The organism is Streptococcus ilei (assembly GCF_000479335.1).
GTDB lineage: Bacteria > Bacillota > Bacilli > Lactobacillales > Streptococcaceae > Streptococcus > Streptococcus ilei.
Window position 1 is genome coordinate 186,731 of the sequence record NC_022584.1, and the last position, 22,658, is coordinate 209,388.

The following is a 22,658-nucleotide window of genomic DNA, read 5'->3' on the forward strand; positions in this document are numbered from 1 at the left end:
GCCTCTCCTCAGAACTGGGAAGAAGGTCTCGTCAATCCAAAAAGGAGTAATCAATGAAGAATGAAATGCTAGCTCTGATCCTTGCTGGTGGGCAAGGAACTCGCCTTGGAAAACTCACTCAAAGCATTGCCAAACCTGCAGTGCAATTTGGGGGACGTTATCGTATTATTGACTTTGCCTTATCCAACTGTGCCAACTCAGGTATCCACAATGTTGGCGTGATTACTCAGTATCAACCGCTTGCCTTAAACAATCATATCGGAAATGGTTCAAGTTGGGGTCTTGATGGTATTAATACTGGGGTTTCTATCCTTCAACCTTATTCTGCAAGTGAAGGAAATCGTTGGTTTGAAGGAACAAGTCATGCGATTTTCCAAAACATCGACTACATCGATAGCATCAATCCAGAGTATGTGTTGATCCTTTCTGGAGACCATATCTACAAGATGGACTATGACGAAATGCTTCAGTCTCACAAAGACAATAATGCCAGCCTTACCGTAGCTGTATTGGATGTACCTTTAAAAGAAGCTAGCCGTTTTGGAATTATGAATACGGATGCCAACAATCGTATTGTAGAGTTTGAAGAAAAACCTGCAGAGCCAAAATCGACAAAAGCTTCCATGGGAATCTATATTTTTGACTGGGCTCGCCTTCGCAATATGCTAGTGGCTGCAGAGAAGAGTGACATCGATATGTCTGACTTTGGTAAAAACGTTATTCCAACTTACCTTGAATCTGGAGAAAGCGTCTATGCTTATGAATTCAAGGGCTATTGGAAAGACGTGGGGACTATTGAATCTCTCTGGGAAGCGAATATGGAATACATTGATCCAAACAATGCCTTGGATAGCCGCGACCGTCACTGGAAGATCTATTCTCGTAACTTGATTTCACCACCAAACTTCTTTGGCGAACATGCTAATATTGAAGATTCCTTGGTAGTGGATGGGTGCTTGGTAGACGGAACCGTAAAACGTTCTATCTTGTCTACGGAAGCACAAGTTCGTAAAGGTGCAGTCGTTGAAGATTCTGTTATCATGAGTGGTGCCATTATCGGACAAGGTGCTGTGATTAAACGTGCGATTATCGGTGAAGGAGCAGTTGTTTCAGAAGGTGTTGTCATCGATGGAACGGAAGAAGTACAAGTCGTTGGATATAACGAAAAAGTGGGGGTAGCAACAGATGAAGATTGATAAGTATTCAGCTATTTTAGGAAACACAGTGGGCTTCCATGATATGTCGTCATTGACAGATCATCGTCCTGTTGCCAGTCTGCCATTTGATGGGAAATATCGTTTGATTGACTTCCCGCTTTCTAGCCTTGCTAACGCAGGAATCCGTAGTGTATTTGGTATTTTCCAACAAGAAAATATCAGTTCTGTCTTTGACCATATCCGCTCTGGTCGTGAGTGGGGCTTGTCAACTCTTTTGAGCCACTACTACCTTGGAATTTATAACACACCAGTTGAAAGCTCTAATGTTGGGAAAGAGTACTATGAACAGTTATTAACTTATTTAAAACGCTCAGGATCTAATCAAACAGTCGCTCTTAACTGTGACGTATTGGTAAATATTGATTTAAACCAGGTTTTCCATTTGCATAATACCGTTGATGCACCTATTACTGTCGTCTACAAAAAGATGCATCAACGTGACATCTCTGACGTAAATGCTATCTTGGATATTGATGAGACTGACCATGTTACGCGTCAAAAATTGTTTGATGGAACAGATGCAGATGCTCTCTATAATATGTCAACGGATATCTTTATTGTGGATACACCATGGTTGATTGAAAGATTAGAATCAGAAATCCATAAAGAACATCCAGAAAAATTGCGTTATATCCTTCGTGATTTAGCAGTAGAACATGGGGCCTTCGCTTTTGAATACACTGGCTATATTGCCAATATTCATTCAGTTGAATCTTACTATCGTGCTAACTTGGATATGTTGGAAACCAATAAATTCATGTCCCTCTTCTCACCAAACCAAAAAGTTTATACCAAGGTGAAAAATGAAGAGGCTACTTACTATGCTCCTGGTTCGCAAATTAAGAATTCGCAATTTGCCTCAGGAAGTATTGTAGAAGCTTTGGTGCATGATTCGATTGTGTCTCGTTGTGTTCATCTACATAAGGGGGCTGAAATTCGTAGCAGTCTCTTGTTCCCAGGCGTTGTTGTCCATGAGGGAGCAGTCGTCGAGCATGCGATTCTTGACAAGGGAGTTGTGGTTGAGGCTGGTGTAACCATTCGTGGAACCCAAGAGGCACCTCTTGTGATTAAAAAAGGTGCTGTGATTACAGAGGATATTGGATAATGAAATTATTGTTTGTTGCCGCAGAAGGAGCTCCCTTTTCAAAAACAGGGGGGCTAGGAGATGTGATTGGAGCACTTCCTAAATCCTTGGCTAAAAAAGGACATGATGTTCGTGTCGTCCTCCCCTACTACGACATGGTAGAGGCGAAATTTGGCGACCAAGTTGAAGATGTTTTGCACTTCGAGACCAGAGTGGGATGGAGAAGTGAATATGTTGGTGTGAAACGCATCTATCGTGATGGTGTTACCTTCTATTTTATTGATAACCAAAAATATTTCTTTAGAGGACATGTCTACGGAGATTTTGATGATGGGGAGCGCTTTGCCTACTTCCAATTGGCAGCGCTTGAGATGATGGAACGTGTAGACTTTATTCCAGATATCGTCCACGCTCATGACTACCATACAGCCATGATTCCTTTCCTACTAAAAGAGAAATACCGTTGGATTCAAGCTTACAATGGAATTAAGTCTGTCTTGACCATCCATAATCTGGAGTTCCAAGGTCAGTTTGATCCAGGAATGTTGTGGGATCTGTTTGGAGTTGGATTTGAGCGCTACGAAGATGGTACCCTTCGGTGGAAGGATTGCTTGAACTGGATGAAGGCCGGGATCCTCTATGCTGATCGTGTGACGACGGTTTCACCAAGTTATAGTTATGAAATCAGAACGGCTGAATATGGTTGTGGCCTTGATCAAATCTTGCGCATGGAATCTGGTAAATTGACGGGGATTGTGAATGGAATCGATACAGACCTATACAATCCTGAGACAGACCCGCTCTTGACCTATCATTTCAGTAAAGATGATTTATCAGGAAAAGCAGCAAGTAAGCGAGCTCTTCAGGAACGTGTCGGACTTCCGGTTCGTGATGATGTTCCCTTGTTTGGAATCGTTTCTCGTTTGACTCACCAAAAAGGGTTTGATGTGGTAGTTGAAGAATTACATAACCTCTTACAAAAGGATATCCAAATCGTTCTTTTGGGAACAGGAGATCCTGGCTTTGAACATGCCTTTTCTTGGTTTGGTCAAGCTTATCCAGATAAACTCTCTGCCAATATTATGTTTGATGTCCAGTTAGCGCAGGAAATTTATGCTGCTTCTGATGTCTTCTTGATGCCAAGTCGTTTTGAACCATGTGGACTATCTCAAATGATGGCCATGCGCTATGGCACGCTACCATTGGTTCACGAGGTAGGAGGACTTCGAGATACAGTACAAGCCTATAATGTGCTTGATGGTAGTGGTACTGGCTTTAGCTTTAACAACCTTTCTGGTTACTGGCTAAACTGGGCTGTAGATCAAGCATTGACGGTCTATACTCACGATAAGGAGGCTTGGCTTGGTCTCCAAAGACAAGCCATGAGCCGTGACTTCTCATGGGATACAGCTAGTCAACATTATGCTGATCTCTATCAATCATTATAAGATCAATAAAAAACGCCTATTTAGGCGTTTTTTGCTTGAGTAAGAAAAAATTTACTACTAAAATATAGGTAATCAAAAAAAGGAAGAAATCTGAGTAAGATATGTTGCTAAAATCACTGAAAAAAGATAAGATAGGTAAAGGTAAAAAATCACAGGAAGCTAGGTTAGAGAAAGGGAGTATCTACTCCAAAAATAAATATAGCTTCTTATGACGTACTAATATTACTATGTAGGAAGTTATAGGATGAAACAAACAAGAAAAGCTGTTGAAAAGATTACCAAGTATTCGATTCGAAAATTATCCGTCGGAGTAGGACCGGTTGCTATTGGAGCCTTTTTCTTTGCAACCAGCTTGTTAGGTGCACCATCCGTACAAGCAGATCAACTGACTCGAGAAGCAACAGTTCATTTAGGCTATGTTACGGAAAATGAGTTAACACCCGAAGAACAAGCCCAGGTGATTCATGCTATTCCTGAAGAGTATCAAAATGAAGATACCTTTTATCTGGTGTATAGGAAGAAAACAGCTAGCCAAGGGCTGCTGCCACAAACAGGCACGACCGAATTAGCAATTGCAGGTCTTAGTCTGGCGACTGCCTCCTTTGCAGTTCTTTTGCTTTCCAAGAAACATCGTAAAAAAGTAATGGGACTTTTATTAATTGGTTCCATGGGGCAAAGTCTGCTCTTGTCTATCGATGCTGCGGCCTTGCAAAATATTGAATTACGAAGCTACAATCACACTCTTTCCATTGCAAGCAGTAAAGAATTAGCCAATGGTGTTATTCCGATTGAAGGTTATGACTATGTCGGCTATCTTCGATATTCAGCTACTCCTAAATTGGATGGGCAAGCACCTGTCGTGAAAGGTAAAGAAAAGCCGGCCATCTCCGGTCTCTATCAACCCGCAACGAAAGAGGAGACTCTAACTCAGGTTACACCAAATGAAGGCCCTACTTTCCCTCTAGTGGAGAAGCCAAGAGTTGAAGTATCAACAGAAATTATTCCATTTGAAACTGTAGAACAAATAGATCCTACTTTGGCCAAAGGTCAAACGACAGTTCTAAGAGCTGGGCAAAATGGGGAACAAACTGTTTTAACAGAAGTGAGTACGGTAAATGGTCAGGAAGTTCGCAAAGTACTTGAAAGAACTGTAACAAAAGAAGCAGTTCCACAAATAATTGCTATTGGAACAAAGGAGGAGATTCAACCAAGTCCTCAACCTGTTCCAGTTGTAACTGCTAAAGGAACACAGGAAGAAGGTCATGCAGGGGAAGCTCCTGTACAGCCAGAGAACCCAGCTTATACCGGTGTTGTTGAAGCCAAGGGGACGCAAGAAGAAGGTCATGTGGGCGAAGCTCCTGTACAGCCAGAGAATCCCGCCTATACAGGAGTGGTGGAAGCCAAAGGGAACCAAGAAGAAGGCCATGTTGGTGAAGCTTCTGTACAACCAGAGAACCCAGCTTATACCGGTGTCGTTGAAGCCAAGGGAACACAGGAAGAAGGTCATGTGGGCGAAGCTCCGATTCAGCCTGAGAATCCAGCTTACCAAATAATGGAAGGAACGGTTACAGAAACAGAAACAGAGGTCCTTCCGTATGAAACCGAATATGTATCAGATGCAAATCGCTATACTGATGAAGAAAGTATCCTTCAAAAAGGAGAGGCAGGTAGTCAGGAAGTTCGCCGTGTCTATAAAACGGTCAATGGCGAGAAGATTGGTGAGCCTCTCAGCACAACAACTGAAACGGTAAAAGCACCTGTGACAGAAAAAATTAGTCGTGGGACCAAGGAGATTGAAGGGCAAGCAGAGGAAGTCGCTTTTGAGGAAATTCCATTTAAGACGGTAACCGAACAAGATGCCACCCTGCTAAAAGGAAGCGAAAGGGTTTCTCAAGCAGGAAAAAATGGGAAGAAGAAAATCACCAAGCTCTATAAGACCATTAAAGGTGTCAAAACTACGGATGCTCCAACGGTTTCGGAAGAAGTAGTTGAACAAGCCCAAGATCAGATTATTCAAAAAGGGAGCAAAGAACTTGAAAAGCCTACCTTAACCTTGACCCAGGTCGATAAGGAAGAATTGGAGCGTAGTGCCAAAGCTACCTATCAGTTAGACAAGCCAGAGGGGGTGACCATCAAGTCTATCCAGGCTGTATTGAAGAAGGGTGATCAAGTTGTGAAAACTTTTGCCCTTTCAGAGACTGATTTAGCAGCTGCCTTACTGGATTTAGACTACTACAAGGATTATACGCTTGCTACGACCATGGTCTATGATCGTGGAAATGGGGATGAAGAAGAGGTTCTCAAGGAAGAACCACTAAGACTTGACCTTAAAAAAGTCGAAGTCAAAAACATCAAGGAAACCAGTCTGATTAGCGTGGATGACCAAGGCCTTGAGACCGATCGTAGCCTCTTGTCAGAAACACCTTCAGATGTGAAACCTTATTACTTAAAGGTTACCACCCATGATAATAAGGTCACGAAACTAGCCGTTGATAAAATCGAAGAAGTGACGGTTGATGGCGCGACCCTCTACAAAGTAACAGCCAAAGCTCCAGATTTGGTCCAACGGACTGCAGACAACCAGTTCAATGAGGACTATGTCCACTATATTGCGAAACCAAAAGCTCATGAAGGTGATGTCTACTACAATTTCAACGAACTTGTAAAAGCCATGCAAGCCAATCCGACTGGAACCTTTAAGATTGGTAGCAATATGAATGCAGCCAATGTCCAACCAGCAGGAAAATCTTATGTAACCAATGCCTTCAAGGGAATTTTGGAAAGTACGGATGGAAATACATTTGCCATCCATAATATCACGCGACCACTGTTTGGGAATATCGAAGGTGGCTCGGTTAAGAATCTCTTGCTTGAAAATGTTGCGATTGACCTACCTGGGACTGATCGAGTAGCCCCAATCGCAGGTGTCATCAAAAACAATGCAACTGTTGAAAATATTAAAGTAACAGGAAGTGTTGTTGGGAACAATGACGTAGCAGGGATCGTCAATAAAATTGATGGTAGTGGGAAGGTTAGCAATGTTGCCTTTATCGGGAAACTGCACGCTGCAGGTAATAGAGGAGGCTATTTAGCGGGTGTTGTTGGTGAAAACTGGAAGGGTGTTGTTGAAAAAGCCTACGTTGACGCTGAAATTACTGGGAACAAAGCCAAAGCGGCAGGTCTCGTCTACTCCTCCCAAAATGGTGGCAATAACCATACAGTAGGTAAAGAAGGGGTCCTCAAAAACTCCGTTGCTAAAGGTTCTATCGAACTAAAAGAAGCTGTTCAGTCTGGTGGATTGCTGGGTACCAACTGGGCCTTGGGTGCTATTGAAGACAACATCACTATGATGAAAGTCAAAACAGGTGAGATGGTATTTGGTCATTCAGATATCGATGCAGATGATTACTTCACCTATTCAAGAACTAAGCGCAATTACAGTGTGGAAGGCGTGAGTGAAGGGAAGAAAACCTTTAACAACTCCCGTAAAATCCCAAGCATCTCGCTGGCAGAAGCTGAGCAGAAAATCGAAGCAATGGGAATCACTGCTGATAAATTCACCAGCAGCAAACCGATTGAAGATACGCTCAATCACCTTGTTAGCAAAGACGATCAATACAAAACAATCACGGGCTACGATGCCGCTCGCGAGCTAGCTTACCGCAATATCGCTAAATTGCAACCTTTCTATAATAAAGAATGGATTGTCGACCAAGGTAATAAACTTGCTGCAACTAGTCCTCTCTTGACCAAGGAAGTCTTGTCTGTGACCGCTATGAAGGGCAATGATTTTGTCACTGAACTAGCTGATGTCGACCACATCCTGATCCACTACGCAGATAAGACCAAAGATGTCTTCAGCATTTCACCGAAAGAGTCTAAAGTCAAACAAGTCAAAGAGTACAGTGTAGCGGAGCTCGGTGAAGTAGTCTACACGCCGAATATGGTGGACAAAGATCGTAGTGATCTCATTAGTGCCATCGTAGGGAAATTAAGTCCTGTCGAATTGCAATCGGATCCAATTTACACACATCTTGGTAGAACTGGTCCAAACAAGGTCAATGCCATTAAGAACCTTTACCTCGAGGAGAGTTTCCAAGAAGTCAAGGACAATCTGACTCACTTTGTCAAACAACTGGTTGAAAACCAAGACCATCAATTGAACACGGATGAGGCTGCCCAACGTGCGCTCATCAAGAAGATTGAGGACAATAAAGCGGCAGTTCTTTTGGGTCTTTCTTACCTCAACCGCTATTACGGAGTGAAGTTTGATGATGTCAATCTTAAGCAGCTCATGTTGTTCAAGCCAGACTTTTATGGGAAGAATGTTGATGTCTTAGACCGTTTGATTGAAATTGGTTCAAAAGAAGACTACATCAAAGGGACTCGTACCCACGATGCCTTCCGTGAAGTTGTGGCTAAATCGACTCTTTCTGGTAACTTAAATGACTTCCTGAAATACAATATGGAGCTCTTTACAAGTGATACAGACTTGAATGATTGGTTCATCAAAGCAACCAAAGACAATGTCTATATTGTGGAACCTGAGACGACCAATCCAGCATTCGCGTCTGCTAAACACAGAGCTTATGAGGGCTTAAACAATGATGTTCACGGTAAAATGATCTTGCCACTCTTGAACTTAAAAGATGCTCATATGTTCTTGATTTCAACCTACAATACCATGGCCTATAGTTCCTTCGAGAAATATGGCAAGAACACGGAAGCAGAACGAACTGCCTTCAAAGCCGAAATTGATAAGGTGGCTAAAGGACAACAGAATTACCTAGATTTCTGGTCACGTCTAGCAACGGATAAGGTACGCAATCAACTCTTGAAGAGCAATAATATGGTGCCGACCCCTGTCCTTGATAACCAAAACTACAAGGGCATTAGTACAGACCGTTATGGCCACACCAACAGTGGCAAAGATGTGGCTCCAATTCGTGAATTGTACGGGCCTACCGATCGTTACCATGCGACAGATTGGCGCATGGGGGCTGTAGCTCGAATTTACGGAAATCCATATAAAGACGACTCTGTCTTCTTCATGGTGACCGATATGATTAGTGATTTTGGGGTATCTGCCTTTACTCACGAAACGACTCACGTAAATGACCGTATGGTTTACTTAGGTGGGTGGAGACACCGTGAAGGGACTGATATTGAAGCCTTTGCCCAAGGAATGCTCCAAACACCATCTGTATCGAATCCAAATGGGGAATACAAAGCTTTAGGTCTCAACATGGCCTATGAACGTCCTAACGATGGCAATCAATGGTACAATACCAATCCAAACGACCTCACCTCACGCGATGAAATTGATCGTTACATGAAAGGTTATAACGATACGCTCATGCTTCTGGATTACCTAGAAGGGGAAGCTGTATTGGACAAACATAGTAAGGACTTAAACAATGCTTGGTTCAAGAAGGTTGATAAACAATACCGAGGAGCGAACACCAAGAATCAATTCGATAAGGTTCGGCCGTTGAGTGATGAGGAAAAAGCGATTGCTTTACACACAGTAGATGACCTCATCACCAATAATTTCATGACCAACCGTGGTCCTGGAAATGGCGTCTATAATCCATCTGACTTTGGTTCAGCCTATGTGACTGTGCCGATGATGACAGGGATCTATGGTGGGAACACCAGTGAAGGGGCTCCTGGAGCGATGTCCTTCAAACACAATACCTTCAGACTCTGGGGTTACTATGGTTATGAAAAAGGCTTCCTAGGTTATGCTTCGAACAAGTATAAACAAGAATCCAAACAAGCAGGCCATACGACTTTAGGGGATGATTACATCATTCAAAAGATTTCTGATGGAAGATTCAGTACCCTTGAAGATTGGAAGAAAGCTTACTTCAATGAAGTGGTAACCAGTGCCAAAAATGGAATGCAGGCTATTGACATCGATGGTAAAACCTACACTAGCTATGAAGACTTGAAACGTGCATTTGCTGAAGCAGTAGATAAAGATCAAGCTACCTTAAGTAACGGCGCTGTCAAATTTGTCAATACTGTTTCACTGAAAGAAAAAATCTTTAAGAAATTGCTGCAACAAACGGACAGTTTCAAAACCTCTATTTTCAACTAATCGAAAAACTCATCTGCTCCGCAGGTGAGTTTTTGATGTTTGGTAGAGATAGGTCTCACCCTGATAAAAATAATATAAATTTGTGTGGAATACAAAAATAGACAAAGCGTCTAAAAACGATTGGAATCTTTTGAAAACTAGTGGCAAGAGGAATTTTGAAAGTAGTAACAGAATTGCCGTAAAACGTTTTCTTTCTATGCAAACATTTGACTTTTATATCTTTTTGGAGTAAACTAAGGGAGTAAAATTTATTTAAGGAGAATTCATCATGAATTTAACATTTTTAGGTCTTTGTTTAGCCTGTTTTGGTGTGTCACTTGCGGAAGGTTTGATGATGAGCAATCTGTTCAAATCTGCATCACGTCAACCAGAAATTATTGGTCAATTGCGTAGTCTCTTGATTCTTGGTGTTGCCTTTGTAGAAGGTACCTTCTTTGTAACCCTAGCGATGGCATTTGTCATTAAATAGACAACTCTATTTAGAAATGGAGGTGTCAAACCATGGAAGAAAGTTTGAATCCAACCGTTAATATTGGACCAATATCCTTTGATTTGACCCTGCTTGCCATGTCTCTTGTAACTGTTTTGATGGTTTTTGCCTTTGTCTATTGGGCAAGTCGTGAAATGACCATCCGTCCAAAGGGCAAACAAAATGCTCTTGAGATGATTTATGACTTTGTGATTGGTTTTACCAAACCAAACATTGGAGAATCATACATTAAGGATTATTCCTTGTTTCTGTTTTCTCTATTTCTGTTTATCTTGGTTGCCAATAATATTGGCTTAATGGCAAAAGTACAAACAACAAACGGTTATAACTTGTGGACTTCCCCAACAGCTAACCTTGGATACGATTTATCCCTCTCATTATTGATCACTTTGATCGCCCATGTAGAAGGAGTTCGTCGTAGAGGCGTTAAAGAATATTTGAGAGCATTTGTTACACCTGGCTTTATGACTCCGATGAACATTTTAGAAGAGTTCACCAATTTTGCTTCCTTGGCGATTCGGATCTACGGAAATATTTTTGCCGGTGAGGTCTTAGCTGGATTGCTATTGACCTTGTCACAAAATGCTTTGTATTGGTATCCTTTTGCCTTTATCGCAAACATGTTATGGACAGCCTTTTCAATTTTCATTTCATGTATCCAAGCCTATGTATTTACCATGTTGTCATCCATGTACATAGGTAAAAAAATAAACGGTGAGGAAGAGTAAGTAGAGGAGTAGAAGATGGATTTAACAATTGGTACCATTATTGGTGACTTTATACTGATCGCTGGTTCCTTCCTCTTATTAATCTTTTTAGTAAAGAAATATGCTTGGGGTAATATTACTAGTATTTTGGATGCGCGTGCTGAAAAAATTACCAACGATATTGACGAAGCAGAGGCAGCCCGTAAAAAGGCTGAGGAACTAGCTGCAAAACGCGAAGCGGAGTTGGCAGGTAGTCGTCAAGAAGCAACGACAATTCTTGAAACAGCTAAGGAAACAGCCGAAAAAAATAAGGCTCATATTCTCAGTGAAGCTAACCAAGAAGCCCTTCGCTTGAAAGAAAAAGCGCAATTAGAAATTTCGCAAAATAAAGAAGAAGCGATGAACAGTATCAAGGGAGATGTCGCAGACCTAACCGTCAACTTGGCAGGTAAATTGCTAAGCCAACAGTTGGACTCTGAAGGCCATCGCCAACTGATCGATCGCTACCTAAATGAATTAGGAGATGCCTAATGGACAAAAAGCAACTGATGGTGATTGAGAAATATACCCAGCCTTTTGTTCAATTGGTCTTTGAAAAAGGAGAACAAGATCTTGTCTTTGAAAAATTGACCCAAATCAAGGGCATTCTTGAGGAGACTGGACTTGCGAACTTCTTAGCTCATATCGGTGTAGAGGATGAAGAGAAAGCAAAAAGTCTACGGCTTTTTCAACCCTCTGATTCACAATTACTCGACCATTTGATTGAAGTGGTGATTCTCAATCATCGTGAAGCCTTATTTTATGACATTGTAACGGTTTGTTTGGAGCAGATTCAATTACTGAGCAACGCTTTTGTCGTCACAGTTACGACAGTTGCAGGTTTGGATCCCATTCAAGAGCAAAAGCTAGTACCCATTATCGAAAGAAAATTTGGGGTTCAAGTTCGCTCGATCCAACAAAAGATCGATCCAGATTTAATTGGTGGCTTTGTCGTGACAGCCAATCATAAAACGTTGGATACCAGTCTCAAACACCAATTGCAAGTTATAAAATCTAAATTGAAATAGAAAGTGGTGTGAATTTTGGCGATTAACGCACAAGAAATCAGCGCTTTAATTAAGCAACAAATTGAAAATTTCCAGCCAAATTTTGACGTCACAGAGACCGGAGTCGTTACCTATATTGGTGACGGGATTGCGCGTGCTCATGGCCTTGAAAATGCAATGAGTGGTGAGTTGTTGATCTTTGAAAACGGCTCATACGGAATGGCGCAAAACTTGGAAACGACAGATGTCGGGATTATCATCCTTGGAGACTTCACAGACATTCGTGAAGGAGACTCGATTCGTCGGACTGGTAAAATCATGGAAGTCCCTGCTGGGGACGCCTTGATTGGTCGGGTTGTCAATCCTCTTGGTCAGCCAGTGGATGGCTTGGGAGAAATCGTAACAGATACCTTCCGTCCAGTTGAAACACCAGCTCCTGGTGTTATGCAACGGAAATCTGTATCAGAGCCTCTTCAAACGGGCTTGAAAGCCATTGATGCCCTCGTTCCGATTGGACGAGGCCAACGGGAATTGATCATCGGAGACCGTCAAACAGGGAAAACATCGATTGCCATCGATACTATCTTGAACCAAAAGGATCAAGATATGATCTGTATCTATGTAGCAATTGGACAAAAAGAATCAACGGTTCGGACACAAGTAGAAACACTTCGTAAGTATGGAGCCATGGATTATACGATTGTGGTAACTGCTTCGGCTTCTCAACCGTCTCCATTGCTTTATTTGGCACCTTATGCAGGGGTTGCAATGGCCGAAGAGTTCATGTACAATGGCAAACACGTTTTAATCGTCTATGATGATTTGTCAAAACAAGCCGTTGCTTACCGTGAATTGTCCCTTCTTCTTCGTCGTCCGCCAGGACGGGAAGCCTTCCCAGGGGATGTCTTCTACCTTCACAGCCGTTTATTGGAACGTTCTGCGAAAGTATCGGATGAATTGGGTGGTGGTTCCATTACTGCGCTTCCAATCATTGAGACACAAGCAGGGGATATTTCTGCTTATATCGCGACTAACGTAATTTCGATCACAGATGGCCAAATCTTCTTGCAAGATAGCCTCTTTAACTCAGGAATTCGTCCAGCCATTGACGCAGGATCATCTGTCTCACGGGTTGGTGGATCAGCCCAAATCAAGGCTATGAAGAAGGTTGCGGGGACTCTCCGTATTGACCTAGCTTCTTACCGTGAGTTGGAAGCCTTCACCAAGTTTGGTAGTGACTTGGATGCGGCTACTCAAGCTAAGTTGAACCGTGGTCGCCGGACAGTAGAAGTCTTGAAACAACCGGTCCATGAACCATTAACTGTTGAAAAACAGGTTGTGATCTTGTATGCATTGACACATGGATTCTTGGATAGTGTACCAGTTGATGATATCCTTCGCTTTGAAGAGGAACTGTTTGCCTTTGTAGAAGTGCATCATCCAGAAATCTTTGAAACCATTCGGACGACCAAAGATCTTCCAAGTGAAGAAACAATGGATGCAGTGATTACTGACTTTGTCAACCAATCAAGTTTCAAATAGAAATAGGAGTGGCAGATGGCAGTTTCTTTAAATGATATCAAAAATAAAATTGCATCGACAAAGAATACCAGTCAAATTACAAATGCTATGCAGATGGTATCTGCTGCCAAACTTGGGAAGTCTGAGCAAGCTGCCAAGGACTTCCGAATTTACGCATCTAAGGTTCGTAAGCTATTGACCGACCTCTTACATGGACATGAGGCTGAGAATGATAAGTCTAAGTACCATCCATTTTTAAAGAGTCGGCCTGTCAAAAAGTCTGCTTATATTGTCATCACTTCTGACCGTGGACTAGTGGGAGGATACAACGCCTCTATTCTCAAGTCTGTCATGGAATTGAAGGAAGAATACCATCCAACGGGTGAGGATTTTGAAGTCATCTGTATTGGAAGTATTGGGGCAGATTTCTTTAGAGCAAGAGGCATCCAGCCGGTTTATGAACTACGTGGCCTAGCTGATCAACCAAGCTTTGATGAAGTGCGGAAGATCATTAACAAGACAGTCCAAATGTATCAAAATGAATTGTTTGATGAATTGTATGTCTGTTATAACCACCACGTCAATAGTTTGACCAGTCAATTGCGGGTTGAGCAAATGCTTCCGATCATTGACTTGGACCCCAACGAAGCAGATGAAGATTATATCTTGAATCTGGAGTTGGAATCAGACCGAGATGCGATTTTGGATCAATTGCTTCCACAGTTTGCTGAAAGTATGATTTATGGAGCCATCGTTGATGCCAAAACAGCTGAAAATGCTGCCGGTATGATGGCCATGCAAACAGCAACAGACAATGCCAAGAAGGTAATTGATGAATTGACCATTCAATACAACCGAGCTCGTCAGGCGACCATTACGCAAGAAATTACGGAAGTTGTTGCAGGAGCGAGTGCGCTTGAGTAGTTGATTCGATGCACATTTTAACAATACAAAAATAAGCTTGCTTATATGTATGACCAAGCTTAGAAACTTAATAGAATAGGAGAATGACATGAGTTTAGGCAAAATTTCTCAGGTTGTAGGTCCTGTCGTTGACGTAGCTTTTGCTGCGGGCGATAAACTCCCTGAGATTAATAATGCGCTTGTAGTCTATAAAAATGACCAACAAAAATCAAAAGTCGTTCTTGAAGTAGCTCTTGAACTTGGGGATGGTGTCGTTCGCACCATTGCCATGGAATCAACAGATGGCTTGACTCGTGGGATGGAAGTATTGGACACTGGTCGTCCAATCTCTGTACCTGTCGGAAAAGAAACTCTTGGACGGGTCTTTAACGTCTTGGGAGATACCATTGACTTGGAAGAAGCATTTCCAGAAGATGCTCCTCGTGAATCCATTCATAAAAAAGCTCCATCCTTTGATGAGCTTTCTACTTCAGAAGAAATTCTTGAAACAGGGATCAAGGTCATTGACCTCTTGGCCCCTTACCTGAAAGGTGGGAAGGTTGGACTCTTCGGTGGTGCCGGAGTTGGGAAGACCGTCTTAATTCAAGAATTGATCCACAACATTGCCCAAGAGCACGGTGGGATCTCCGTCTTTACCGGGGTTGGTGAACGGACCCGTGAAGGGAATGACCTGTACTGGGAAATGAAGGAATCTGGCGTTATCGAAAAAACAGCCATGGTCTTTGGACAAATGAACGAACCACCAGGAGCACGGATGCGTGTAGCTTTGACTGGTTTGACTATTGCGGAATACTTCCGTGATGTGGAAGGTCAGGACGTTCTCTTGTTTATCGACAATATCTTCCGTTTCACCCAAGCCGGATCAGAAGTATCAGCCCTTTTGGGACGGATGCCATCAGCCGTTGGTTACCAACCTACTTTGGCAACGGAAATGGGACAATTGCAAGAACGGATTACCTCAACCAATAAAGGTTCTGTTACATCGATCCAAGCCATCTATGTGCCAGCCGATGACTATACAGACCCTGCCCCAGCAACAGCCTTCGCCCATTTGGACTCAACGACCAACTTGGAGCGTAAATTGGTACAATTAGGGATTTACCCTGCCGTTGACCCATTGGCATCTAGCTCTCGTGCCCTTTCTCCAGACATCGTCGGAGAAGAGCACTATGCAGTGGCTTCTGAGGTCAAACGCGTCCTTCAACGCTACCATGAACTGCAAGATATCATTGCCATCTTGGGGATGGATGAATTGTCTGATGATGAAAAGACCTTGGTGGCTCGTGCCCGTCGTATTCAATTCTTCTTGTCTCAAAACTTTAACGTGGCGGAACAATTTACTGGTCAACCAGGTTCTTATGTACCAGTTGCAGAAACTGTTCGTGGCTTTAAGGAAATTTTGGATGGGAAGCATGATCACTTGCCTGAGGATGCCTTCCGTGGTGTCGGTTCGATCGAAGATGTGATTGCGAAAGCTGAGAAAATGGGATTCTAAGAAGAGGTGAAAGATGAGTCAAATGAACGTCCAAATCGTTACACCGGATGGACTGGTTTATGATCATCATGCCGCATTTGTATCTGTCAAGACAATTGATGGTGAATTAGGGATTTTACCTCATCATATCAATACCATTGCGGTTTTGGCTGTAGACCAAGTCAAGGTTCGTCGTGTCGACGATGACAAACATATTGATTGGATTGCAGTCAATGGTGGGATTATTGAAGTGGCAGATAATGTCATTACCATCGTAGCGGATTCGGCGGAACGCGCTCGAGACATTGATGTTAGCCGGGCTGAGCGTGCAAAAATGCGTGCTGAAAAAGCCCTTGAAGAGGCCAAAGATCAACATTCTGTTGATATGGAGCGTCGTGCAAAAATTGCCCTTCAACGAGCTATTAACCGGATTAATGTCGGAAATCGATTATAAAAAGTTAAAGAGGCTGGGACAAAAGTCCTAGCCTCTCAATTGTCTTTGGACTGTCGCGCAATACACAGTGGTTGAGTGGCTTCTACTACGCTGATTTCATCAGCTTTTACAGCCCTACTCAACTGTGCGGAGGTGGGATGACGAAATCGAATTCTAACGAATAACCGATTTCTGTCCCACTCTCTTTTTTTGAATCTAAAGAATATAAAGGGAAACTTTTTCTTGTGGTATAATAGAGGTATGATTCAAATGATTTTTACTTTTTGCAGTCACCTATTATTTATTTCTTTTGCCTACCACCTTCTTTCAACGGTGGTTCAGTGGGAGCGTTTTTTAAAGGTAAGTGCTGATACAGCCTTGAAAATTCGTCTTCTTATTCTATTGATCAGCATTAGTTTAGGGTATTTGACGAGTAGCTTCTTTATCAGTATCTATGAATTCAGTCGGCAGTTGTTTAACGGGAACTTTTAGCTTCTTTTTTGATGAATTTATGGTATGATAGTAGTCGTGACTGAATGAAATGGAGTAATAACGAGTATGGATAAAATTATTGTAAACGGTGGTCAAAATCGCCTAGTTGGAACTGTGAAGATTGAAGGAGCAAAGAATGCCGTCCTTCCCCTTTTAGCAGCAACTGTTTTGGCCAGTGAAGGAACAACGACTTTGACCAATGTTCCTGTTTTATCTGATGTCTTTACCATGAATAATGTCGTTCGTGGCTTGAACACTCAAGTGACGTTTGATGAAGAGACCAATACAGTAGTCGTTGATGCAACTCAACCATTAACAGAAGAAGCGCCTTACAAATATGTCAGCAAGATGCGGGCTTCGATCGTCGTATTAGGTCCTGTCTTGGCTCGGAATGGTCATGCCAAAGTTTCCATGCCGGGTGGATGTACTATTGGTAGTCGTCCAATCGATTTGCACTTGAAGGGATTGGAAGCTATGGGGGCGAAGATCACTCAAACTGCGGGCTATATTGAAGCAAAAGCAGATCGTCTTCATGGAGCGCATATCTATATGGATTTCCCATCTGTAGGTGCCACTCAAAATATCATGATGGCAGCAACTTTGGCAGATGGAACTACGGTTATCGAAAATGCAGCCCGCGAACCTGAGATTGTGGATTTGGCCTCTCTTTTGAATAAGATGGGTGCTAAGGTGCGTGGAGCTGGAACAGAAACCTTGACGATTGTTGGGGTGGATCGCCTACATGGAGCAGTTCATAATGTCGTTCAAGACCGAATTGAGGCAGGTACTTTCATGGTTGGTGCAGCCATGACAGGTGGAGACGTTTTAATCGAGGATGCTATCTGGGAACACAACCGTCCTCTTCTTTCTAAGATGCAAGAAATGGGTGTTGAAGTAACGGAAGAAGAAAATGGTATTCGCATTCGCTCAGATGTCTCTAAATTGAAACCAGTGACGGTAAAAACCTTGCCTTATCCAGGTTTTCCTACAGATATGCAAGCTCAATTTACTGCTTTGATGGCCATGGCCTCTGGTGAATCGACTATGATTGAAACAGTATTTGAAAATCGTTTCCAACACTTGGAAGAGATGCGTCGGATGGGCTTACACTCAGACATTATGAGAGATACAGCCCGCATCCAAGGTGGAGCTAGCTTACAAGGGGCTGAAGTGATGTCGACAGACTTGCGTGCTAGTGCGACCTTGATTTTAATGGGGCTTGTAGCTGAGGGAGAAACCAAAGTTAGCAAGTTAACACACCTTGACCGTGGATATTTTAAATTCCATGAGAAATTGGTGGCTCTTGGAGCAGATGTACGTCGTGTGAAGGAAGATGATGATGAAAACTAAATTAAAAGCAATTGGAAAACAATTGGGAATCGTCCTATTGGTTCTTACTATTTTAGCGATTGTCTTCGCTCTTGGCTTGGTCATTGGATATGGTATCATTGGTAATGGGAAGGATCCTTGGTCTATTCTCTCGCCAGATACATGGAAGGAAATCCTTCAGAAATTTACAGGTAAGTAACTATTTATCAAAAGAGGAGCTTGAGATCGTGATCCCAGGCTCTTTCCAATTCAGTAGAAATAGAGGAAACCATTGTGGCAAACAATCAAAAGAAACCACTTAAAATGAAAAAATCGGGACAAACCTTACTAGGCTTGGTGGTGGCTGCAGCTCTCTCGATCGGCGGGTATTATTTTAGTCAACCCCAGCCAATCGCTAGTCACTCTCAAGTTCAAACGGTTGTCACTTCGAGTCAACAAGCAACACCGAGTAAGGAACTAGCTGAGAGTGTTCTGACGGATGGTGTTCGTACAAAACTAGGAAAGAACGTTCAATGGAACGAAGCGGGCGCTTTCATTATTAACCAGAACAAAACCAATCTGGATGCAGATGTTGCTAGTCTCCCTTATGCAGATACGAAGACAAAGACTGTAAAAGGACGAGAAATTCCCACAGTTGCCAACGCTTTGATGACCAAGGCGACTCGTCAATACCAAAAGAGAGAGCAGACAGATGTAGATTGGACGCCAGCTGGCTGGCACCAAGTAACCAATTTAGCTGGGGAATACGACCATGCGGTTGATCGGGGACACCTTCTCGGCTATGCCTTGATAGGTAAGCTTGATGGTTTTGATGCCTCAACGAGCAATCCAAAAAATATAGCGGTTCAAACAGCTTGGGCGAATCAAGCTCGTGATAGTTTTTCGACAGGACAAAATTATTATGAGACCATTGTTCGGAAGGCCTTAGACAATAATAAGCGGGTTCGTTATCGAGTGACTCTCCACTATGCATCGGATGATGATTTGGTACCAGTCGGCAGTCAAATTGAAGCAAAATCTAGTGATGGTAGTCTAGAGTTTAACGTCTTTGTTCCAAATGTTCAGAGTGGGATTAGTTTGGATTATCGTACGGGAAAAGTAACAGTGCATCGTTAAGCTAAACGGAAAAGAAGAAGCAAGATGAGAAGGATTCGGTTGGCTTTGTAGTCGACTGGATCTTTTTCTTTTCATGACTGCAATCTTTAGTTTATTTTAAGAAAACTAAGGTATACTATGCTCTTCTAGACCTAAACAGAGGTCTTCCCAAGGAAAGGAGGAGCTTGTGAGAACTATTAAAGCCATGATTCGTTTTCTAATACGGGCCATTTGGAGCCTTGTTTGGGGCTTGTTCTGGACCCTAGCTCTCAGTTTTGCCCTAGTAGTTGGTGTTCTGTTCTTTAGTGGCAAAACCGGTAGCGGGATAGACGGCATCAGTCGTGCGGCCCAAACGGTTGTCACGCAGGTGGATGCTTACTTTCATCGAACTGGTCCTATGCTAAGTCAAGGGAGCCCATCTGCTCAAGAAGGCCTAGCAACTGATGGCCATACCTCTACAGGAGCAAGGTGGGATCAGGCAACTGCAAAAGTTTATCTAGATCCTGCGATGGATGAGACCTTTACCCTTGCTTATGAGGAAGCGCTTGAGTCTTGGAATCAGACAGGGGCCTTCACTTTCCAACTTGTCACCAGTGAAGAAGAGGCGGATATCCTCCTAACAGAGATGGATGATAGCACGGTTTCTGCAGCAGGTGAAGCAGAATCCCAGACCAATGTTTTAACCCATCGATTCAAACGTGTGATTGTTCGTTTGAATCGCTATTACCTATTAAATAAGCAGTACAACTATTCCCATCAACGGATTGTGAATACAGCTGAGCATGAACTAGGCCATGCCATTGGTTTGGACCATAATGAGGAAGAGTCCGTCATGCAGTCGGCTGGTTCCTTTTATAGCATCCAAGCGAGGGATATTGAAGCTGTTCGTCAACTATATAAGGAGTCAGAATGATCAAACGGATACTGTATCTTATTCGAACCTTTCCAGAACAAGTGGCACTCTTTGTGTTTAACTCTGGAATCTTTCTTTGGATATCCCAAAAAGGGCAAGTAATTTCCCATGAATTAGGCATTCAACAGGCTTGGGAAAATTATGCTCCTGAGGGAGTCCGTCAATTTTTCGGGAACAATAGGGAAGCTGTTCAAGCTTTCCTCTCCCATTCGGCCATTACTTGGCTGATTGGCTCCATGATTATCCTGCTTGTGATTCGCTTTGTGAAGGGCGTCATCAAATGGGGCTTGTTTTTGCTAGTGATTGGCATCGGGCTTTTCCTAGCCTATCAGTACAGTCAAATGGCTTCTAATGTCTCAGCGATTTAAAAAGTGAAGAAAGGTCAAGCGCGTCTAGCGTTTGGCCTTTTCTTCAATTGTCAATTTGTCAAAAGTAAGGTACAATGAAACTATGATTATTTTACAAGCCAACAAAATTGAACGCTCTTTTGCAGGGGAGGTTCTTTTTGATAATATCAGCCTGCAAGTGGATGAACGGGACCGAATTGCTCTGGTCGGAAAGAACGGCGCAGGCAAGTCTACGCTCTTGAAAATCTTGGTGGGAGAAGAAGAGCCGACCTCAGGAGAAATCAATAAAAAACGCGACCTTTCTCTCTCTTATCTGGCCCAGGATAGCCGCTTTGAGTCGTCTAATACCATCTACGATGAGATGCTCCATGTCTTTGACGATCTTCGTAAGACGGAAAGAACCTTACGGCAGATGGAGCTCGATATGGGGGAAAAAACTGGAGCCGATTTGGAGAAACTCATGCAGGATTATGACCGGCTCTCGGAAGAATTCCGTCAGGCTGGTGGCTTTACCTATGAGGCAGATATCCGTGCCATTTTAAACGGCTTCAAGTTCGATGAGTCTATGTGGCAGATGAAGATTGAAGAGTTGTCTGGAGGGCAAAATACCCGTTTAGCTCTGGCCAAGATGCTCTTGGAAAAGCCAAATCTCTTGGTACTGGATGAGCCGACCAACCACTTGGATATTGAGACCATCGCCTGGTTGGAAAATTACTTGGTCAATTATAGTGGGGCCCTTCTCATTGTCAGTCACGACCGGTATTTTCTAGATAAGGTAGCAACCATTACTCTGGACTTGACCAAGCATTCTTTGGACCGCTATGTCGGCAATTACTCCAGCTTTGTCGAGCAAAAAGAGCAAAAACTCCTGACCGAAGACAAGAACTACGAGAAGCAACAAAAAGAAATAGCTGCTCTCGAAGACTTTGTTAATCGCAATTTAGTGCGGGCATCGACCACCAAGCGGGCCCAGTCTCGTCGCAAGCAGTTGGAAAAAATGGAGCGCCTAGACAAGCCTGAAGCTGGGACCAAGTCTGCCCATATGACCTTCCATTCTGATAAGACCTCTGGCAATGTCGTTTTGACAGTAGAAGAGGCAGCTGTCGGCTATGACGATCAAGTCCTATCAGAGCCCATCAATCTGGATATCCGCAAGATGAATGCGGTCGCTATTGTAGGACCAAATGGGATCGGGAAATCGACTCTTATCAAGTCCATCGTTGGACAGATTCCTTTTATCAAAGGAGAAGCCCGTTTTGGGGCCAATGTCGAGGTAGGCTACTATGACCAGACCCAAAGTAAGCTAACCCCTCATAACAGTGTCTTGGATGAGCTCTGGAATGACTTTAAACTGACACCAGAAGTAGAAATTCGCAATCGCCTAGGAGCCTTCCTTTTCTCAGGGGACGATGTCAAGAAAACCGTCGGCATGCTGTCAGGTGGAGAGCGGGCGCGCCTGCTCTTGGCTAAACTATCCATGGAGAATAACAACTTTTTGATTCTCGATGAGCCGACCAACCACTTGGACATCGATAGCAAGGAAGTGCTGGAAAATGCCTTGATTGATTTTGACGGGACTCTTCTCTTTGTCAGCCACGACCGTTACTTTATCAATCGGGTAGCCACCCAAGTCTTAGAACTCTCAGAAGAGGGTTCAACGCTTTACCTAGGAGACTATGATTATTATCTGGAGAAAAAAGCAGAGTTAGAAGCCCTTGCTGCAGCGCAAGCAGAAGCGGTGCCAGCTGCTTCAATGGAAGAAGTCACCAGCAATGATTATCACTTGCAAAAGCAAAACCAAAAGGAACTCCGTAAAATCACTCGTCGCATTGAGCAATTGGAAGCGGAGATGGAAGAGCTGGATCAAAAAATTCAAGCCATTACCGAAAGCATGCATAGCACCAATGATGCGGAAGATTTAGTTCAATTGCAAAGCAATCTGGACCAATTGACCATCCAACAGGAAGCGGTCATGGAAGAGTGGGCAGAACTGGCGGAGAGAGTGTAGTTTTCTAATTTGCCTAAGGAGAACATT

At 43.1% G+C, this 22,658-nt stretch carries 19 protein-coding genes; all 19 read left to right on the forward strand.

The window, feature by feature from the left end; translation table 11 throughout:
- The first annotated feature begins 53 nt into the window (after positions 1-53).
- The 19 genes from N596_RS01020 to N596_RS01110 all read left to right on the forward strand — a co-directional run bounded on the left by N596_RS01020 (position 54) and on the right by N596_RS01110 (position 22,631).
- Entirely contained in the window at positions 54-1,196 is a 1,143-nt protein-coding gene (locus N596_RS01020) for a glucose-1-phosphate adenylyltransferase (protein ID WP_023026619.1), read from the forward strand.
- On the forward strand, positions 1,186-2,322 hold the full coding sequence (gene glgD / locus N596_RS01025) for a glucose-1-phosphate adenylyltransferase subunit GlgD (protein WP_023022738.1): 1,137 nt from the start codon (positions 1,186-1,188) through the stop codon (positions 2,320-2,322). Before N596_RS01020 ends, glgD begins: the two co-directional genes overlap by 11 nt.
- Positions 2,322-3,749: a glycogen synthase GlgA gene (gene glgA / locus N596_RS01030; RefSeq protein ID WP_023026620.1), complete on the forward strand. Its 1,428-nt coding sequence runs from the start codon at positions 2,322-2,324 to the stop codon at positions 3,747-3,749. Before glgD ends, glgA begins: the two co-directional genes overlap by 1 nt.
- 244 nt (positions 3,750-3,993) lie before the next feature.
- Entirely contained in the window at positions 3,994-9,852 is a 5,859-nt protein-coding gene (locus tag N596_RS01035) for a ZmpA/ZmpB/ZmpC family metallo-endopeptidase (RefSeq protein ID WP_023026622.1), read from the forward strand.
- A gap of 268 nt (positions 9,853-10,120) precedes the next feature.
- A complete protein-coding gene (locus N596_RS01040; RefSeq protein WP_023022742.1) occupies positions 10,121-10,321 on the forward strand; it encodes a F0F1 ATP synthase subunit C in 201 nt (66 codons plus the stop codon).
- A gap of 32 nt (positions 10,322-10,353) precedes the next feature.
- The gene (gene atpB, locus N596_RS01045) at positions 10,354-11,070 is read left to right on the forward strand and encodes a F0F1 ATP synthase subunit A (RefSeq protein WP_023026623.1); all 717 of its coding nucleotides are present in this window, start codon (positions 10,354-10,356) and stop codon (positions 11,068-11,070) included.
- Between the two features lie 15 nt (positions 11,071-11,085).
- Positions 11,086-11,580 carry a F0F1 ATP synthase subunit B gene (atpF, locus tag N596_RS01050; RefSeq protein ID WP_023026624.1) on the forward strand — a complete coding sequence of 165 codons (495 nt, stop codon included), beginning with the start codon at positions 11,086-11,088 and terminating at the stop codon, positions 11,578-11,580.
- The gene (locus N596_RS01055) at positions 11,580-12,116 is read left to right on the forward strand and encodes a F0F1 ATP synthase subunit delta (protein ID WP_023022745.1); all 537 of its coding nucleotides are present in this window, start codon (positions 11,580-11,582) and stop codon (positions 12,114-12,116) included. Before atpF ends, N596_RS01055 begins: the two co-directional genes overlap by 1 nt.
- Positions 12,117-12,131: 15 nt before the next feature.
- The gene (gene atpA / locus N596_RS01060) at positions 12,132-13,637 is read left to right on the forward strand and encodes a F0F1 ATP synthase subunit alpha (RefSeq protein WP_023026625.1); all 1,506 of its coding nucleotides are present in this window, start codon (positions 12,132-12,134) and stop codon (positions 13,635-13,637) included.
- 15 nt (positions 13,638-13,652) lie between these two features.
- Complete coding sequence (locus N596_RS01065) at positions 13,653-14,540, forward strand: F0F1 ATP synthase subunit gamma (protein WP_023026626.1); 888 nt, start codon at positions 13,653-13,655, stop codon at positions 14,538-14,540.
- 88 nt (positions 14,541-14,628) lie between these two features.
- Complete coding sequence (gene atpD / locus N596_RS01070) at positions 14,629-16,035, forward strand: F0F1 ATP synthase subunit beta (protein ID WP_006596622.1); 1,407 nt, start codon at positions 14,629-14,631, stop codon at positions 16,033-16,035.
- 13 nt (positions 16,036-16,048) lie between these two features.
- Positions 16,049-16,468: a F0F1 ATP synthase subunit epsilon gene (locus N596_RS01075; protein WP_023026627.1), complete on the forward strand. Its 420-nt coding sequence runs from the start codon at positions 16,049-16,051 to the stop codon at positions 16,466-16,468.
- Between the two features lie 240 nt (positions 16,469-16,708).
- Positions 16,709-16,939: a DUF1146 family protein gene (locus N596_RS01080; RefSeq protein ID WP_023022750.1), complete on the forward strand. Its 231-nt coding sequence runs from the start codon at positions 16,709-16,711 to the stop codon at positions 16,937-16,939.
- Between the two features lie 66 nt (positions 16,940-17,005).
- On the forward strand, positions 17,006-18,289 hold the full coding sequence (gene murA / locus N596_RS01085) for a UDP-N-acetylglucosamine 1-carboxyvinyltransferase (RefSeq protein ID WP_023026629.1): 1,284 nt from the start codon (positions 17,006-17,008) through the stop codon (positions 18,287-18,289).
- Positions 18,279-18,467, forward strand: a complete 189-nt coding sequence (locus N596_RS01090) for a DNA-directed RNA polymerase subunit beta (protein ID WP_023022752.1) — start codon at positions 18,279-18,281, stop codon at positions 18,465-18,467. The genes murA and N596_RS01090 overlap by 11 nt, the downstream gene beginning before the upstream one ends.
- A 104-nt stretch (positions 18,468-18,571) precedes the next feature.
- Positions 18,572-19,384, forward strand: a complete 813-nt coding sequence (locus N596_RS01095) for a DNA/RNA non-specific endonuclease (protein WP_196805875.1) — start codon at positions 18,572-18,574, stop codon at positions 19,382-19,384.
- 166 nt (positions 19,385-19,550) lie between these two features.
- Positions 19,551-20,276 carry a matrixin family metalloprotease gene (locus tag N596_RS01100; protein ID WP_023022754.1) on the forward strand — a complete coding sequence of 242 codons (726 nt, stop codon included), beginning with the start codon at positions 19,551-19,553 and terminating at the stop codon, positions 20,274-20,276.
- Entirely contained in the window at positions 20,273-20,644 is a 372-nt protein-coding gene (locus tag N596_RS01105; protein WP_023026632.1) for a hypothetical protein, read from the forward strand. The genes N596_RS01100 and N596_RS01105 overlap by 4 nt, the downstream gene beginning before the upstream one ends.
- 82 nt (positions 20,645-20,726) lie before the next feature.
- Positions 20,727-22,631, forward strand: a complete 1,905-nt coding sequence (locus N596_RS01110) for an ABC-F family ATP-binding cassette domain-containing protein (RefSeq protein ID WP_023026633.1) — start codon at positions 20,727-20,729, stop codon at positions 22,629-22,631.
- Positions 22,632-22,658: the final 27 nt, after the last annotated feature.

Excerpts from the sequence above, each read along its gene's own strand:
- N596_RS01040 (WP_023022742.1), top strand. The coding sequence starts at position 10,121 with ATGAATTTAACATTTTTAGGTCTTTGTTTAGCCTGTTTTGGTGTGTCA.
- N596_RS01105 (WP_023026632.1), top strand. The coding sequence starts at position 20,273 with ATGATCAAACGGATACTGTATCTTATTCGAACCTTTCCAGAACAAGTG.
- N596_RS01090 (WP_023022752.1), top strand. The coding sequence starts at position 18,279 with ATGAAAACTAAATTAAAAGCAATTGGAAAACAATTGGGAATCGTCCTA.
- N596_RS01055 (WP_023022745.1), top strand. The coding sequence starts at position 11,580 with ATGGACAAAAAGCAACTGATGGTGATTGAGAAATATACCCAGCCTTTT.
- glgA (WP_023026620.1), top strand. The coding sequence starts at position 2,322 with ATGAAATTATTGTTTGTTGCCGCAGAAGGAGCTCCCTTTTCAAAAACA.
- N596_RS01080 (WP_023022750.1), top strand. The coding sequence starts at position 16,709 with ATGATTCAAATGATTTTTACTTTTTGCAGTCACCTATTATTTATTTCT.
- murA (WP_023026629.1), top strand. The coding sequence starts at position 17,006 with ATGGATAAAATTATTGTAAACGGTGGTCAAAATCGCCTAGTTGGAACT.
- N596_RS01020 (WP_023026619.1), top strand. The coding sequence starts at position 54 with ATGAAGAATGAAATGCTAGCTCTGATCCTTGCTGGTGGGCAAGGAACT.
- atpF (WP_023026624.1), top strand. The coding sequence starts at position 11,086 with ATGGATTTAACAATTGGTACCATTATTGGTGACTTTATACTGATCGCT.
- N596_RS01075 (WP_023026627.1), top strand. The coding sequence starts at position 16,049 with ATGAGTCAAATGAACGTCCAAATCGTTACACCGGATGGACTGGTTTAT.
- N596_RS01110 (WP_023026633.1), top strand. The coding sequence starts at position 20,727 with ATGATTATTTTACAAGCCAACAAAATTGAACGCTCTTTTGCAGGGGAG.
- N596_RS01065 (WP_023026626.1), top strand. The coding sequence starts at position 13,653 with ATGGCAGTTTCTTTAAATGATATCAAAAATAAAATTGCATCGACAAAG.
- N596_RS01095 (WP_196805875.1), top strand. The coding sequence starts at position 18,572 with ATGAAAAAATCGGGACAAACCTTACTAGGCTTGGTGGTGGCTGCAGCT.
- atpB (WP_023026623.1), top strand. The coding sequence starts at position 10,354 with ATGGAAGAAAGTTTGAATCCAACCGTTAATATTGGACCAATATCCTTT.
- glgD (WP_023022738.1), top strand. The coding sequence starts at position 1,186 with ATGAAGATTGATAAGTATTCAGCTATTTTAGGAAACACAGTGGGCTTC.
- atpD (WP_006596622.1), top strand. The coding sequence starts at position 14,629 with ATGAGTTTAGGCAAAATTTCTCAGGTTGTAGGTCCTGTCGTTGACGTA.
- N596_RS01035 (WP_023026622.1), top strand. The coding sequence starts at position 3,994 with ATGAAACAAACAAGAAAAGCTGTTGAAAAGATTACCAAGTATTCGATT.